13 protein-coding genes are annotated in these 13,049 nt (G+C 60.2%); 5 read left to right on the top strand and 8 right to left on the bottom strand.

Going from position 1 to position 13,049, the window contains the following annotated elements:
• The first annotated feature begins 9 nt into the window (after window positions 1-9).
• From ACMXYI_RS25010 to ACMXYI_RS25000, 3 genes are read left to right on the top strand one after another with little or no spacing between them, the layout of a single operon-like run.
• A complete protein-coding gene (locus tag ACMXYI_RS25010; protein WP_415773980.1) occupies window positions 10-1,089 on the top strand; it encodes an ATP-binding protein in 1,080 nt (359 codons plus the stop codon).
• Window positions 1,058-1,729 (top strand): response regulator, encoded by a 672-nt coding sequence (locus ACMXYI_RS25005; RefSeq protein ID WP_415769527.1) that lies wholly within the window; start codon window positions 1,058-1,060, stop codon window positions 1,727-1,729. The genes ACMXYI_RS25010 and ACMXYI_RS25005 overlap by 32 nt, the downstream gene beginning before the upstream one ends.
• Window positions 1,730-2,482 carry a PAS domain-containing protein gene (locus tag ACMXYI_RS25000; protein WP_415769526.1) on the top strand — a complete coding sequence of 251 codons (753 nt, stop codon included), beginning with the start codon at window positions 1,730-1,732 and terminating at the stop codon, window positions 2,480-2,482.
• A 75-nt stretch (window positions 2,483-2,557) separates the two neighbouring features.
• On the opposite strand, the gene ACMXYI_RS24995 is transcribed toward ACMXYI_RS25000, so the two are convergent.
• Both ACMXYI_RS24995 and ACMXYI_RS24990 read right to left on the bottom strand, forming a co-directional pair.
• A complete protein-coding gene (locus tag ACMXYI_RS24995) occupies window positions 2,558-3,601 on the bottom strand; it encodes an LLM class flavin-dependent oxidoreductase (RefSeq protein WP_415769525.1) in 1,044 nt (347 codons plus the stop codon).
• A 112-nt stretch (window positions 3,602-3,713) separates the two neighbouring features.
• Entirely contained in the window at window positions 3,714-4,199 is a 486-nt protein-coding gene (locus ACMXYI_RS24990) for a flavin reductase family protein (protein WP_128872071.1), read from the bottom strand.
• A gap of 324 nt (window positions 4,200-4,523) precedes the next feature.
• Here ACMXYI_RS24990 and ACMXYI_RS24985 point away from each other — a divergent pair, with 324 nt between their 5' ends.
• Window positions 4,524-5,930: a purine-cytosine permease family protein gene (locus tag ACMXYI_RS24985; protein ID WP_415769524.1), complete on the top strand. Its 1,407-nt coding sequence runs from the start codon at window positions 4,524-4,526 to the stop codon at window positions 5,928-5,930.
• Between the two features lie 883 nt (window positions 5,931-6,813).
• Here ACMXYI_RS24985 and ACMXYI_RS24980 read toward each other — a convergent pair.
• The 5 genes from ACMXYI_RS24980 to ribBA all read right to left on the bottom strand — a co-directional run bounded on the left by ACMXYI_RS24980 (window position 6,814) and on the right by ribBA (window position 12,113).
• Window positions 6,814-7,962 (bottom strand): ABC transporter ATP-binding protein, encoded by a 1,149-nt coding sequence (locus ACMXYI_RS24980; protein ID WP_415769523.1) that lies wholly within the window; start codon window positions 7,960-7,962, stop codon window positions 6,814-6,816.
• Window positions 7,963-7,979: 17 nt separating this feature from the next.
• The gene (locus tag ACMXYI_RS24975) at window positions 7,980-8,789 is read right to left on the bottom strand and encodes an ABC transporter permease (protein ID WP_415769522.1); all 810 of its coding nucleotides are present in this window, start codon (window positions 8,787-8,789) and stop codon (window positions 7,980-7,982) included.
• Window positions 8,790-8,795: 6 nt separating this feature from the next.
• Window positions 8,796-9,740 (bottom strand): ABC transporter permease, encoded by a 945-nt coding sequence (locus ACMXYI_RS24970; protein ID WP_415773979.1) that lies wholly within the window; start codon window positions 9,738-9,740, stop codon window positions 8,796-8,798.
• On the bottom strand, window positions 9,737-10,762 hold the full coding sequence (locus ACMXYI_RS24965) for an ABC transporter substrate-binding protein (protein ID WP_415769521.1): 1,026 nt from the start codon (window positions 10,760-10,762) through the stop codon (window positions 9,737-9,739). The genes ACMXYI_RS24970 and ACMXYI_RS24965 overlap by 4 nt, the downstream gene beginning before the upstream one ends.
• Window positions 10,763-11,003: 241 nt before the next feature.
• A complete protein-coding gene (ribBA, locus tag ACMXYI_RS24960) occupies window positions 11,004-12,113 on the bottom strand; it encodes a bifunctional 3,4-dihydroxy-2-butanone-4-phosphate synthase/GTP cyclohydrolase II (protein ID WP_415769520.1) in 1,110 nt (369 codons plus the stop codon).
• 71 nt (window positions 12,114-12,184) lie between these two features.
• Between ribBA and ACMXYI_RS24955 the strand changes: the two genes are divergently transcribed.
• A complete protein-coding gene (locus ACMXYI_RS24955) occupies window positions 12,185-12,478 on the top strand; it encodes a DUF1330 domain-containing protein (RefSeq protein ID WP_415769519.1) in 294 nt (97 codons plus the stop codon).
• A 6-nt stretch (window positions 12,479-12,484) separates the two neighbouring features.
• On the opposite strand, the gene ACMXYI_RS24950 is transcribed toward ACMXYI_RS24955, so the two are convergent.
• Complete coding sequence (locus ACMXYI_RS24950) at window positions 12,485-13,048, bottom strand: NUDIX hydrolase (RefSeq protein WP_415769518.1); 564 nt, start codon at window positions 13,046-13,048, stop codon at window positions 12,485-12,487.
• Between the last annotated feature and the right edge of the window lies 1 nt (window position 13,049).

Raw genomic sequence — 13,049 nt, 5'->3', positions numbered from 1 at the left:
GCACGCAGCGTGCGCAAACTACTGACCGGATTGCCCTTGTGTCAGGTGCACGCTGACGGTGCCTTGTCAGGTTTTCTGGACCGTTTCGAAGCAGTGTTGCCGACCTGCAAGCTGAATCTGATCCTGGGCGGCGAAGACCTGGGGCCGGCGCGGCGCGGATTGATCGAGGGCTGCCAGGACGTGGAACGCTGCCCTTGGCGCGATTCAACACTGGATGATGTGGCTCAGGTCTGTGGCCCTTGTCGGCAACGGGGCGTTCATCGCCTGGTGTGTGCCTTGCCGCAAAGTGATGATTCGAGCAAAGGGGTGTTGTTGCTGGATACCCCACAACCGGTCCACGCAAGCTGGCGCCAGTTGTTGGAAGAGGCGGCGCAGGCGGTCGGCGTCACCGTGCGTTTGCGCTGCTACACCCGTGAGCAACAGCGCAAACAGGCGACCTCCCGGCACGGCGCCCTGGCTCGTGAGTTGCACGATTCGGTGGCTCAGCAGTTGGGTTATCTGTCATTCCAGGCGCGTTTGCTGCAGTCGCAGTTGGGCGAGCCTGCGCACGCCAACGCCGCGTTGCAGGAACTGTGCGGCGGCTTGAGTCAGTTGCAGCGTCAGGTGCGGGAGCTGATTACCAGCGCTCGTCTGACCATGGACGGGCGCTCGCTGCGTCAGGCTCTGGCCGACTCTGTCGCTGAGTTCTCGCGGCGCTGCATCATCGTTTTTGAACTGGACAATCGCCTGACTGATGATGCTTTGAGCCCGGAAACCGAATTGCAGATTCTGCAGATCATTCGCGAGGCACTGGCCAACGCGGTACGCCATTCCCATGCACGGCATGTGCGCATCGAGTTGCGGCAAAACCAGGACGGTGAAGCCTGCGTATCGGTGGAGGATGACGGCATCGGACTGAGCCCGGCGTCAGGGGAGGAAAACCATTTCGGCCTGGCGATTATCCGCGAGCGCGCCGCGAGCATTGGCGCCCGACTGACCATTGAGGCGATCCGCCCGCACGGGGTTCGCGTACACCTTGGCCTTCGCCGCCACCAAGACCTGCCACAGGGGAGTTTCGATGGACTGCACGACCTTATTACTGATCGATGATCACCCGTTGTTTCGCAAAGGCCTGGCACAGCTGTTCGGTGCCAGCGACGACTTCGAAGTGGTGGGGCAGGCCGCCAGCGGCCGCGAAGGCATCAACCTGGCCGTGAGCCTGGCACCGCAGCAGGTCTTGCTGGATCTGCACATGCCCGGCTTGAGCGGTTTGCAGGTGCTCGATGAACTGCGTCAGTTGCGCCTCGACTGTCAAGTGGTGGTGCTCACCGCATCGATGGATCGCGCCGAGCTGTTGACGGCCCTGCGCCTGGGCGCCAGTGGTTATGTGCTCAAGGAAACCGAGCCTGATGCGTTGTTGGCTTACATGCGCAATTGCCACAAGGGCGCGATCGTTCTGGATTCAACCCTGATTGCGCTGCTGGCCGATCAGGGCCAGTCGGTGACCCGGCCTGCGCACGATTCGGATCCGCTCGACACCGGCAACCTGACCGAGCGTGAGGGGCAGACTCTGGCCCTGATCGCCGCCGGCATGAGCAATAAACAGATCGGCCGGGAACTGGGGATCAGCGATGGCACGGTGAAGATCTATGTGAGGAATCTCTTGCAGAAGCTCAGCCTGCACTCGCGCCTGGAGCTGGCTGCGTGGGTGCACAACGGCGCGTCGGTAAGACACGAGGAGCGTCATTAGATGATGGAACGGCCAGAGGCATTAGTGCAGACACTGCCCTTGCACCTGATGGATCGCTTTCCTGCGGCGTTGCTCGAACTGCGCGATAACGGTCAGATCGCCCACTTCAACCTGGCCTGGGTCGAGCTGATGGATCTGCCGGGTACGGAACGCAACCTCATCGACTATGTGCACCACGAAGACCGTTCGTTGTGGCGTCAGGCCCTGCATGAACTGCGTCGGCGCCCCGAAACCTCCTTCAACCAGCGGCTGCGTTTTGTTCATCCTTCGGGGGAACTGCGTTGGTTCGACGTCAGCCTGAAGCGCGGGCTTCAGGCTTTCTATCTGGTGGCCGGCGACATCACTGCGCACAAGCGGCGCGAGATTGCCTTGCAGGCCAGCCAGCGCAGCAGCATGAGCCTGCTCGACAGCATGCCGGGGCTGATCTATCGCGGCCGCAACAACCGCGACTGGACCATGGAATTCGTCAGTGCCGGTTGCCTGCAACTGACCGGGTATCCACCGGAGCGGCTGGTGGACAACCATGAGTTCACCTACAACAGCCTGATCCTGGCCCAGGATGCCGACTACGTCTGGCGCGAGGTGCAATATGCCCTGTCACGGCAGGAACCGTTCGAACTCAATTACCGGATACGCTGCGCAGATCAGTCGATCAAGCATGTTTGGGAAAAGGGTGTGGGGATTTATGCCGACACCCGGGAAGTGCTGGGTATCGAGGGCGCGATTTTCGAGCGCAGGGCGGGTCAGCCCTGAGTCGATTCATTGGGTAGTTGAGATCTGTAAAACACAGCAGATCAACTGTGGGAGCAAGCTCGCTCCCACATTAAATCAACGAAACGCGGGAACGACCTGCTTGATAAACAGCTCCAGGGATTTTTTCTTCTCCGCGTGGGGCAGGCTGTTATCGCACCAGAAGCTGAACTCGTCGACCCCCAGTTCCTGGTAATACTTGATGCGCGGGATGATTTCTTCCGGGGTGCCGATCATGGCGGTCTTGTGCAGGCTCTCCAGTTTGAACTCCGGACGTTCGGCGAACTTCTCTTCCGGGCTCGGTGCCAGGAAGCCGTTGACCGGCACTTCCTTGTTGCCGAACCAGGCATCGAACGTGCGATAGAACCTGGAGATCGCCTTGGCCCCGACTTTCCAGCCGTCCGGGTCATCGGCCGCGTGGACGTGGGTGTGACGCAGCACCATCAGTTGCGGGCGTGGTACGTCCGGGTTGTTGTCCAGGGCCGCCTGGAATTTGTTCTTCAGGTCGAGGACTTCTTCGTCACCCTTCATCAGCGGCGTGACCATGACGTTGCAGCCGTTGGCCACGGCGAAGTTATGCGAGTCCGGGTCGCGGGCGGCGATCCACATCGGCGGATTGGGCTTCTGGATCGGCTTCGGCACGCTGGTGGACGTCGGGAATTTCCAGATATCGCCATCGTGAGCGTAATCGCCTTGCCACAGGGCGCGCACCACCGGAACCATCTCGCGCAGTGCTTGACCGCCGGAGGAGGCGGGCATGCCGCCGGCCATGCGGTCGAACTCCACCTGATAGGCGCCACGGGCCAGACCGACTTCCATGCGACCGTTACTGATCACGTCCAGCAGTGCGCATTCGCCGGCGACCCGCAACGGGTGCCAGAACGGCGCGATGATGGTGCCGGCGCCGAGGTGAATGGTGGTGGTTTTGGCCGCCAGGTAGGCCAGCAGCGGCATCGGGCTTGGCGAGATGGTGTATTCCATGGCGTGGTGTTCGCCGATCCAGACAGTGCTGAAACCGCCGGCTTCGGCCATCAGGGTCAGTTCGGTCAAGTCTTCGAACAGCTGACGGTGGCTGACGCTTTCGTCCCAACGTTCCATGTGCACGAACAGGGAAAACTTCATGACGCTTACCTCGGATCTTTTGTTGTTGGCCGGTCGATCGAGAGTCGACCGGGCTGATTATTGGAGTCTGGATATTCGCAATGTACGCAAGCTATCTCTGAGTATTGTCGAATCAGGCGAGCACGGGCAGGGCGCCCATTTTTCCGTGGCAATACACCAGTGGCCCGGCGTTGTGCTGGGGCACGATCAGGTTCTTCACCGCGCCGACCATGATCGCGTGGTCGCCCCCTTCATATTCGCGCCACAGCTCGCATTCGATCACCGCCGTAGCATTGGCCAGAATCGGGTTACCCAGTTCGCTCAAGGTCCATTCGATGCCTTGCGCCTTGTCTTTGCCTTTGCGTGCGAAGGCATAGGCTTCGCTCTGCTGGCCGCCGGACAGGACGTGAATGGCAAAGCGTTTGTTCTTGATCAGTACTGGATAGGAATCGGAGCTGTAGTTGGGGCAGAACAGCACCAGGGCCGGGTCCATGGACAGCGAGCTGAAGGCGCTGGCGGTCAGGCCGACGATTTGGCCGTCGTCATCCAGCGTGGTGATCACGGTCACGCCGGACGGAAACGAACCCATCACTTGTTTGTAGATGGCGGCATCGATCATGGGACGGTCCTCTGGCGGTGTAATGCGGTTTTTATGTGTTTGTAGGTCTGATGGTATACCGTAATACATAGTTTGCAAGGGCTTTTTTTTCGACCCGATAAACGTGCTCCTTGGGTCTTTAAGTCAATGTTTACGGGGCTTTTAACCCGTCTCTGCGGGCGCTGAGGCGCCACGATTACGAGGCAGATGGGCGCTAAAAGACCGGATCAGTCTTGTTTAAAAGATGGAATACCATAATATGGCCGGCATCTGAGGGGTAGCCGAAGAGCTCCCCCGGTTTGGCTTCGTACAACTATAAGATCAGACAAACTAGAGTTCATGCACATGTCCCAGATGTCCCGGCAAGACCCCCTGATCGAGAATCACACGGTCGATTACGTCCCACTCGCGGAACGCCACGGGAAGGCCCGCGACCTTTTCACATTATGGTTCAGCACCAACATCGCGCCGTTGCCCATCGTGACTGGCGCCATGGTGGTTCAAGTGTTCCACCTTGATCTGTTCTGGGGGCTGTTGGCGATTGCGCTCGGGCATATGGTCGGCGGTCTGGTGATTGCCCTCGCGTCGGCTCAAGGTCCGCGCATGGGGATTCCGCAGATGGTGCAGAGCCGCGGCCAGTTCGGTCGTTATGGTGCGCTGCTGATCGTGTTCTTTGCGGCGATCATCTACATCGGTTTTTTCATCTCCAACATCGTGCTGGCCGGCAAGTCCATTGTCGGCATTGCACCTTCGGTTCCGGTGCCGGCGAGCATCCTCATCGGCGCCTTGAGCGCCACCGCGATCGGGGTGATCGGTTACCGCTTCATTCACACCCTTAACCGCATCGGGACCTGGGTCATGGGCAGTGCCTTGCTTGCCGGTTTCCTTTACATCTTCGCCCATGACCTGCCGGCGGACTTCTTCACCCGCGGCGGTTTCAACCTGTCGGGCTGGCTTGCAACGGTGTCGTTGGGGATCATCTGGCAGATCAGTTTCTCGCCTTATGTGTCGGACTACTCGCGTTACCTGCCGGCGGATATCGGGATCGCCCGGCCGTTTTTCGCCACGTATCTGGGCGCGACGTTGGGCACTATTCTGTCGTTCACCTTCGGCGCGGTGGCAGTGCTGGCCACCCCGGAAGGCACCGAAGCGATGGTCGCGGTGAAGCAGTCTACCGGCTGGTTGGGGCCGATCCTGATGGTGCTGTTCTTGCTCAACATCATCAGCCACAACGCCTTGAATCTGTATGGCGCCGTGCTGTCGATCATCACCTCGATCCAGACCTTCGCCAGTCAGTGGACGCCGAGCATCAAAGTGCGCGTGGTGTTGTCGAGTGTTGTGCTGGCGGGTTGCTGTTTTATCGCATTGGGCGCTTCGTCGGACTTCATCTCGCAGTTCATCGGGCTGATTCTGGCGCTGTTGTTGGTGCTGGTGCCTTGGGCGTCGATCAACCTGATTGATTTCTATCTGATCAAGCGTGGCAGTTATGACATTGCCTCGATCTTCCGTGCGGATGGCGGGATTTACGGGCGGTTTAATCTGCATGCGATTGTTGCGTATTTCATCGGGATTATCGTGCAGCTGCCGTTTGCCAATACGTCGTTGTATGTCGGGCCGTATGCCAATCTGGTGGAAGGTGCTGATTTGTCGTGGCTGGTGGGGTTGGTGGTGACTTGTCCGTTGTATTACTGCCTGGCGACGCGTGGGCAGGGGCAAGAGAGCAAGGCAGCGAAACTGGGTTACACAAACTAGCGCCCGACTTGAGTTCGTCTGGAATGCCCGGTCTCTGCCGGGCATTTTTATTTGCGCTAGGTTGTGTGTGTATCCGTTTCTTCGGTAACGGCGGCTATTGGTTCCGCCCTTACGGCGGGTCACTTTGAAAAGCGCAAAGTAACCAAACGCTCTTGCCCCTTTCGTTCGGTGCCTCGCCTAGGCTCGGCATGCCCTCGCTCCGGTCCTGCTCCGTGGGCCCGCCGCCATCGGCCATCCATGGCCGGGGGCGGCTAACCCGGCATCCATGCCGGGTTGCCCACTGCGCAGAACCTCCACTCGGCCTCTCGAGGGGGCGGTGCATCAAGATCAAAAGCTGCAGGCGAGCTAACGCTCGGCCTGTTGAGTGGTGAGAAGCAAAAGCTGTACGCCGATCTGCTTTATGTGGGAACGGGCTTGCTCGCGAAGCTGTTGATCTTGCCGTTGCCGTTGCCGTTGCCGTTGCCGTTGCCGTTGCCGTTGCCGTTGCTTTGGTTTTTGATTTTGATTTTGATCTGTTGCCCCTTTCCCAGAGGCCGAACGCAGGCGTTGCGCAGGGGGCACCGCGGCAAGGATGCCGCGGTAGCCGCCCCCGGCCATGGATGGCCGATGGCGGCGGGCCCCCGGAGCAATGCCGGAGTGAGGGCATGCCGAGCCTAGGCGAGGCACCGAATGGAGGGGCAAAAGCGCTTTGGTTACTTTCCGCCGGGCCGCGCAGGCTTTTCGAAAGTGACTCGCTGTAAAAGCGAAACCGTCAGCCGCCGTTACCAAAACAATGGATATGCCCCCAACCCAAAAAGCAAAAAAAAGGCCGCCACAACCCGACGTTGCAGCGACCTGAGGGTGACAGATAAATCACGGCCCACTGGCATGGACCGGCGCCAAATCAATGAGCCCCAGCAGCCTTGTTCAGATCACTCTCAGCCCATTCGGTATAAACGCAAGCATCCGCAGTGGCCCATCGCACGCGCACCGGGTCGCCAGTCTTCAGCGGCATGCCGGCAGCGGAGAGCGCCTTGACGGTCATCGAGGTGCCGCCCGAAGTCATCACCGTGCAGGTCTGGCTTTCACCGAGGAACAGCACTTCGCCCACAATGGCCGACACTTCATTCCAGCCTGCCGCCAGCGGTTCCTGAGCCGCTTGCTCAACGCTCAATGCCAAAGCCTTTTCAGGGCGCACCATCAGCAGAACATCCTGATTGGTTTGCAATCCTGCGGTCAGTCGAATCGACAACGATTGCCCTTCAAACGTAGCGACCGCATTGCCTTGAGCCTTGAGCTTGAGGAAGTTCGAGTTACCAAGGAACGAAGCAACAAAGGCATTCGGCGGGTTCTGGTACAGGTCGTAACCGCTGCCCAAACCGACGATCTTGCCGTGGCTGAAAATCGCGATGCGCTGGGACAGACGCATGGCTTCTTCCTGGTCGTGGGTCACGTAGACAATGGTGATGCCCAGACGCCGATGCAGCTGACGCAGTTCATCCTGCAAGTCTTCGCGCAGTTTCTTGTCCAGCGCACCGAGCGGTTCGTCCATCAGCAGAATGCGTGGTTCATAAACCAGCGCCCGAGCAATCGCCACACGTTGCTGCTGGCCGCCGGACAGTTGCGAAGGGCGGCGATGCGCAAATTGCTCAAGCTGCACCAGTTTGAGCATCGCATCGACCCGACGCTCGCGCTCGGCGCTGGCCAGTTTGCGAATGGCCAGCGGGAACGCGATGTTGTCGCGTACCGACAGGTGCGGGAACAGCGAATAACGCTGGAACACCATGCCGATGTCGCGCTTGTGCGGCGGCACGTTGACCAGCGATTGGCCATTGACCAGGATCTCGCCGCTGCTCGGGGTTTCGAAGCCGGCGAGCATCGACAGCGTTGTACTTTTACCTGAGCCGCTAGAGCCAAGAAATGTGAGGAATTCACCGTCCTTGATGTCCAGCGAGATGTTGTCCACGGCGGCAAAATCGCCGTAGTACTTGTTCAGGTTACGCAGGCTAACTAACGGTTGATCGTTTTGTTGGGCTTTGATCACTGCACTCATGTCGTACTCCTGGGCGCTCAGGCGCTGATTGGATTGCGCCGGCGAAGGGCGGCGGCGATCACCATGACCAATACCGAGAGGCCGATCAGCAGCGTCGAGGCGACGGCGATCATGGGCGTCAGGTCCTGGCGCAGGGTGGTCCACATTTTCACGGGAAGGGTTTGCAGGGTCGGGCTGGCCATCATCACGCTCAGCACCACTTCATCCCAGGACACCAGGAACGCGAACAGGGCGCCGGCCACCATGCCCGGACGAATGGCCGGAAAGGTCACCTTGAACACCGCCTGCAGGCGCGAGGCGCCACAGATCACCGCGGCATCCTCGATCGACTGATCGAACAGCTTCAGCGAGTTGATGATCGAGATGATGGTGAACGGCAACGCAACAATGACGTGGCTGACCACGAAAGCGAACATCGTCCCGGTGTAGCCCAATTTCAGAAACAGCGCGTACACCGCCACCGCGATGATCACCAGCGGCACGATCATCGGCAGGGTGAACAGGCCGTAGAGTATTTCCCGTCCTGGGAAGCGTCCGCGCACCAAAGCGAAAGCGGTGGGCAAGCCCAGGGCCACAGCAAAAAATGTGGTCAGTACCGCGACCTTGAGGCTGGCTACGGCCGCGTTCATCCAGTCGGCGTTGGAGAAGAACTGGCCGTACCACTTCAGCGTCCAGCCCGGTGGCGGGAAGACCAGCCACTGGGAGGAGCCGAAGGACAGCAACACGATAAACACGATCGGCAGCAGCAAGAACAGCGCGATCAAGCCCGTGGTGAAGTAGAGCCCGAAACGCATCCGGCGGCTCATGGCATTGGGGGTCAGGAGCATGACGGCTTACCTCGCGTTGCTGGCGCCAACCGGGGATTCCGGCTGGAGCTTCAGGTAGAAGTAGAACAACACCAGCGTAATGACGATCAGCAACGCGGCGCCGGCGCTGGCCAGGCCCCAGTTGAGGAACGACTGCACCTGCTGAATGATGAACTCGGGCAGCATCATGTTCTGCGCACCGCCCAGCAACGCCGGGGTGACGTAGTAACCGAGCGACATCACGAACACCATCAGGCCACCGGAGAACAGCCCCGGCCGGCACAGCGGCAGGAACACCCGGAAGAAGTTGGTCCAAGGGCTGGCGCCGCAGATCGAACCGGCCTGCAGGATCATCGGGTCGATGGCCTGCATGGTCGCCTGCAGCGGCAGCACGATGAACGGGATCATGATGTAGCTCATGCCGATCACCACGCCGGTGAGGTTATGCACCATCTCCAGCGGCTGATCGATGACGCCCATCGCCATCAGCGCCTTGTTGATCACCCCGGAGGCTTGCAACAGCACCAGCCAGGAATAGGTCCGGGCGAGGAGGCTGGTCCACATCGACAGCAACACGATGTTGAGAATCCAGCGCCCCCAGCCACGGGGGACCAGGGTGATCGCCCAGGCCAGTGGAAAACCGAGCAGCAGGCTGAACAGGGTCACCAGTCCGGCCACCGAGAAGGTGTTGAGCAAGACCCGGGCATACGCCGAGTTGGCGAACAGCTGCTCGTAGTTGCCCAGCCCCGGCACCGGCTCCAGCACGCCTCGCAACAGCAACCCAATCAGCGGCGCCAGAAAAAACAAGCCGAGGAACAGCAGGGCGGGAATCAGGTTGCTTGCGCCACGCCAGCGCTGTGCCAGTGAAGGGGATTGGTTCATCGCAGCCGCCTTGCCGAGTGCCGAGCCGGCAGCGCCAGTGGCGCTCCCGGTCTGCGCGGGTTGGCGGGACGCAGTTGCCGTCATTTTCATTTGACCAGCCATTCGTTCCACCGTGTCGCGATGGCCGGACCGTTTTTGGCCCAGTACGCGAAATCAAGAGTGATTTGATCCTTAGCGTAGGCAGTCGGCAGGTTAGGGGCCAGCACCGAATCGAGGCGCGCCACGCTGTCGACGTTGACCGGCGCATAGGCGGTCAGGTTGGAGAAGTCAGCTTGTCCTTTGGCGCTGCTGGCGTTGGCCAGGAACTTCATGGCCGCAGCCTTGTTTTTTGTCCCTTTGGGCACGACCAGAATGTCGGCCATGACCAGGTTCTGTTTCCAGCTCACGCCCACCGGTGCGCCATCTTCTTGCAGGGCGTGGATCCGGCCGTTCCAGAACTGCCCCATGCTGGCTTCGCCAGAGGCCAGCAACTGTTGCGACTGGGCACCGCCGCCCCACCAGACGATGTCTTTCTTGATGGTGTCGAGTTTCTTGAAGGCGCGATCCAGGTCCAGCGGGTAGAGCTTGTCGGCGGCTACGCCATCGGCCAGCAGGGCCAGTTCCAGCACGCCTGGGCTTGGCCATTTGTAGAGGGCGCGTTTGCCGGGATAGGTCTTGGTGTCGAACAGCGCGGACCAGTCCTGAGGTTTGCTGGCGCCGAGCTTGCTTTCGTTGTAGCCGAGGACAAAGGAGAAGAAGAACGAACCGACGCCATGATCGGAGACAAAACGCGGGTCGATCTTGTCGCGCTGGATGACCGAGAAATCGAGGGGTTCGAGCAAGCCTTCGGCGGCGGCGCGCAAAGCAAAGTCCGCTTCGACGTCGACCACGTCCCACTGCACGTTGCCGCTTTCGACCATGGCTTTGAGTTTGCCGTAGTCGGTCGGACCATCCTGGACCACGGTGATGCCGCTGGCTTTGCTGAACGGATCGGCCCAGGCCTGCTTTTGCGCATCCTGGGTGCTACCGCCCCAGCTGACGAAGTTGACGCTTTCGGCCGCCATTGCCACGTGACTGGCCGTGGCCAGTAAACCCGCGAACAGTACTGCGGTTGCACGTTTGTTCAACACCATTTTCACGCCCTCATTTGTTGTGTTTTGAGCGGGCTTTGTAGTGCCCGCCTATCGGGAGCAGTAGGTCCATCTGGCCTTCAAAGGCGACCGTGCCAAGGGCTGTTGTTGGTGCTTTCCCTGTCGGGCGCACTTGGCTGAAGCGTTCGGTCTATGGAATATCATATTATGGTATTCCAAACTTTGTGCAAGCACTTTGCCTTACCGGCTATCAGCCAAAAGCGGTTTTTTTGTGGCGAGGGGATCACTGGGTGAACGGGATGCTCTCGACCACTTCCAGGTCGTAACCGGTCAAGCCTGCGTATTTCAGCGGTGGGCCGAGATGACGCAACTTGCCCACGCCGAGATCTTGCAGAATCTGTGCCCCGGTCCCTACTTCAGAATAGATGCGCGATTGCGAACGACTGAACTGCCGTGGCGGCTGGGTCAGTTGCGGCACACGCTCCAGCAACGCCTGTGACGACTCATGATTGGCCAGCACCACCACCACGCCACGACCTTCCTCGGCCACTCGCTGCAACGCCGCCCACAACGTCCAGTTGGACGGCCCGCTGTATTCGGCGCCCACCAGATCGCGCAGCGGATCGATCACATGCACGCGCACCAGCGTCGGTTCGTCCCGGTGCAACTTGCCCATGACCATTGCCATGTGGACGCCGCCTTCGATGCGGTCTTCAAAAGTGATCAGCCGGAAAGTGCCATGCACTGTGGGCAGTTCACGTTCACCGATACGCACGACCGTGCTTTCGGTGCTGAGGCGATAGTGAATCAGGTCGGCGATGGTGCCGATCTTGATTCCGTGCTTGCGCGCGAACACTTCCAGGTCCGGGCGGCGGGCCATGGTGCCGTCATCGTTCATTACTTCGACGATCACCGAGGCCGGGGTGAAGCCGGCCAGGCGTGCCAGATCGCATCCGGCCTCGGTATGACCGGCGCGAGTCAGCACGCCGCCTTCCTTGGCACGGAGCGGGAAAATATGACCGGGTTGCACGAGGTCGGCGGGCCCGGCATTAACGGCGACGGCGGCTGCCACGGTACGCGCCCGGTCGGCGGCGGAGATGCCGGTGGTCACGCCCACGGAGGCCTCGATGGACACGGTAAACGCCGTACTGAACACGCTGCCATTGCTCGGCACCATCTGTTCCAGCCCGAGGCGTTGGCAGTGCTCGTCGGTCAAGGTCAGGCAGATCAGACCACGCGCTTCCCGGGCCATGAAGCTGATGGCCTCGGCCGTGCAGCAATCGGCGGCCAGCAGCAGGTCGCCTTCGTTTTCACGGTCCTCGTCATCGACCAGGAGCACCATCTTGCCTTGTCGATAGTCTTCGATAATTTCTTCGATGCTGTTGAAGGCCATGTCAGGATTCTCAGTGTTTGATGGAAATATTTTGTGGTATACCATAATACAAAATAAACCGAGAGGTCACTATGAAGGCGTACTGGATTGCTCATGTAGATGTCACCGACCCCGATCAATACAGCCAATACACCCAGCGGGCGCCGGCAGCCTTCGCGTTGTATGGCGGGCGGATGTTGGCCCGGGGCGGGCGCAGCGAAGCGCTGGAAGGCGGGCCCACGCCGCAGCGCAACGTGGTGATTGAATTCGACTCGTACGAACGGGCACTGGCTTGCTACCAGTCGGCGGAATATCAGGAGGCGAAACGGCACCGCGAGGGCGTGGCCCGGGCTCAGATCATTATTGTCGAGGGCGTGGCGCCCTGAGGGATGTCAGCGGATGAAGTGGATCTTGCCGGTATCGTCGTTGCCGATGTAGATGCCGTAAACCCCGGCCTGGCGTTCCTCGATATAGCGTTCGAGGATCTGCCGGATCGCCGGGTAGTAGATGCTGTCCCAGGGAATGTCCTCGGGCGCGAAGAATTTGTAGTCGAGGGTTTCCGGCCCGTACTGGCCGGTGATCTCCAACGCAATGGCGCGGAAGATGATGTACACCTCGCTGATCTTCGGCACGCTGAAGATCGAGTACGGCGAGAGAATTTCCGCGCGCACGCCGCTCTCTTCCCAGACTTCGCGCAGCGCTGCTTGCTCGGTGGTCTCGCCGCCTTCCATGAAGCCCGCCGGCAGCGTCCAGGTACCAGGACGCGGCGGGATGGCGCGCTGACACAGCAAATATTTGCCGTCCTGCTCGATGATGCAGCCGGCAATGATTTTCGGATTGATGTAATGGATGTAGCCGCAACCGCGGCACATCAGGCGCTCGTGCGTATCGCCCGGCGGCAGCTGAGACCTGAGGTCATTGCCGCCGCACTTTGGGCAAAAGCTCGGGCTGAACATC

The sequence above is a fragment of the Pseudomonas lyxosi genome, assembly GCF_047758685.1.
GTDB classification, from domain to species: domain Bacteria; phylum Pseudomonadota; class Gammaproteobacteria; order Pseudomonadales; family Pseudomonadaceae; genus Aquipseudomonas; species Aquipseudomonas lyxosi.
Note: the sequence above shows the minus strand (reverse complement) of the source record. Positions and strands in the feature narration are given on the sequence as shown.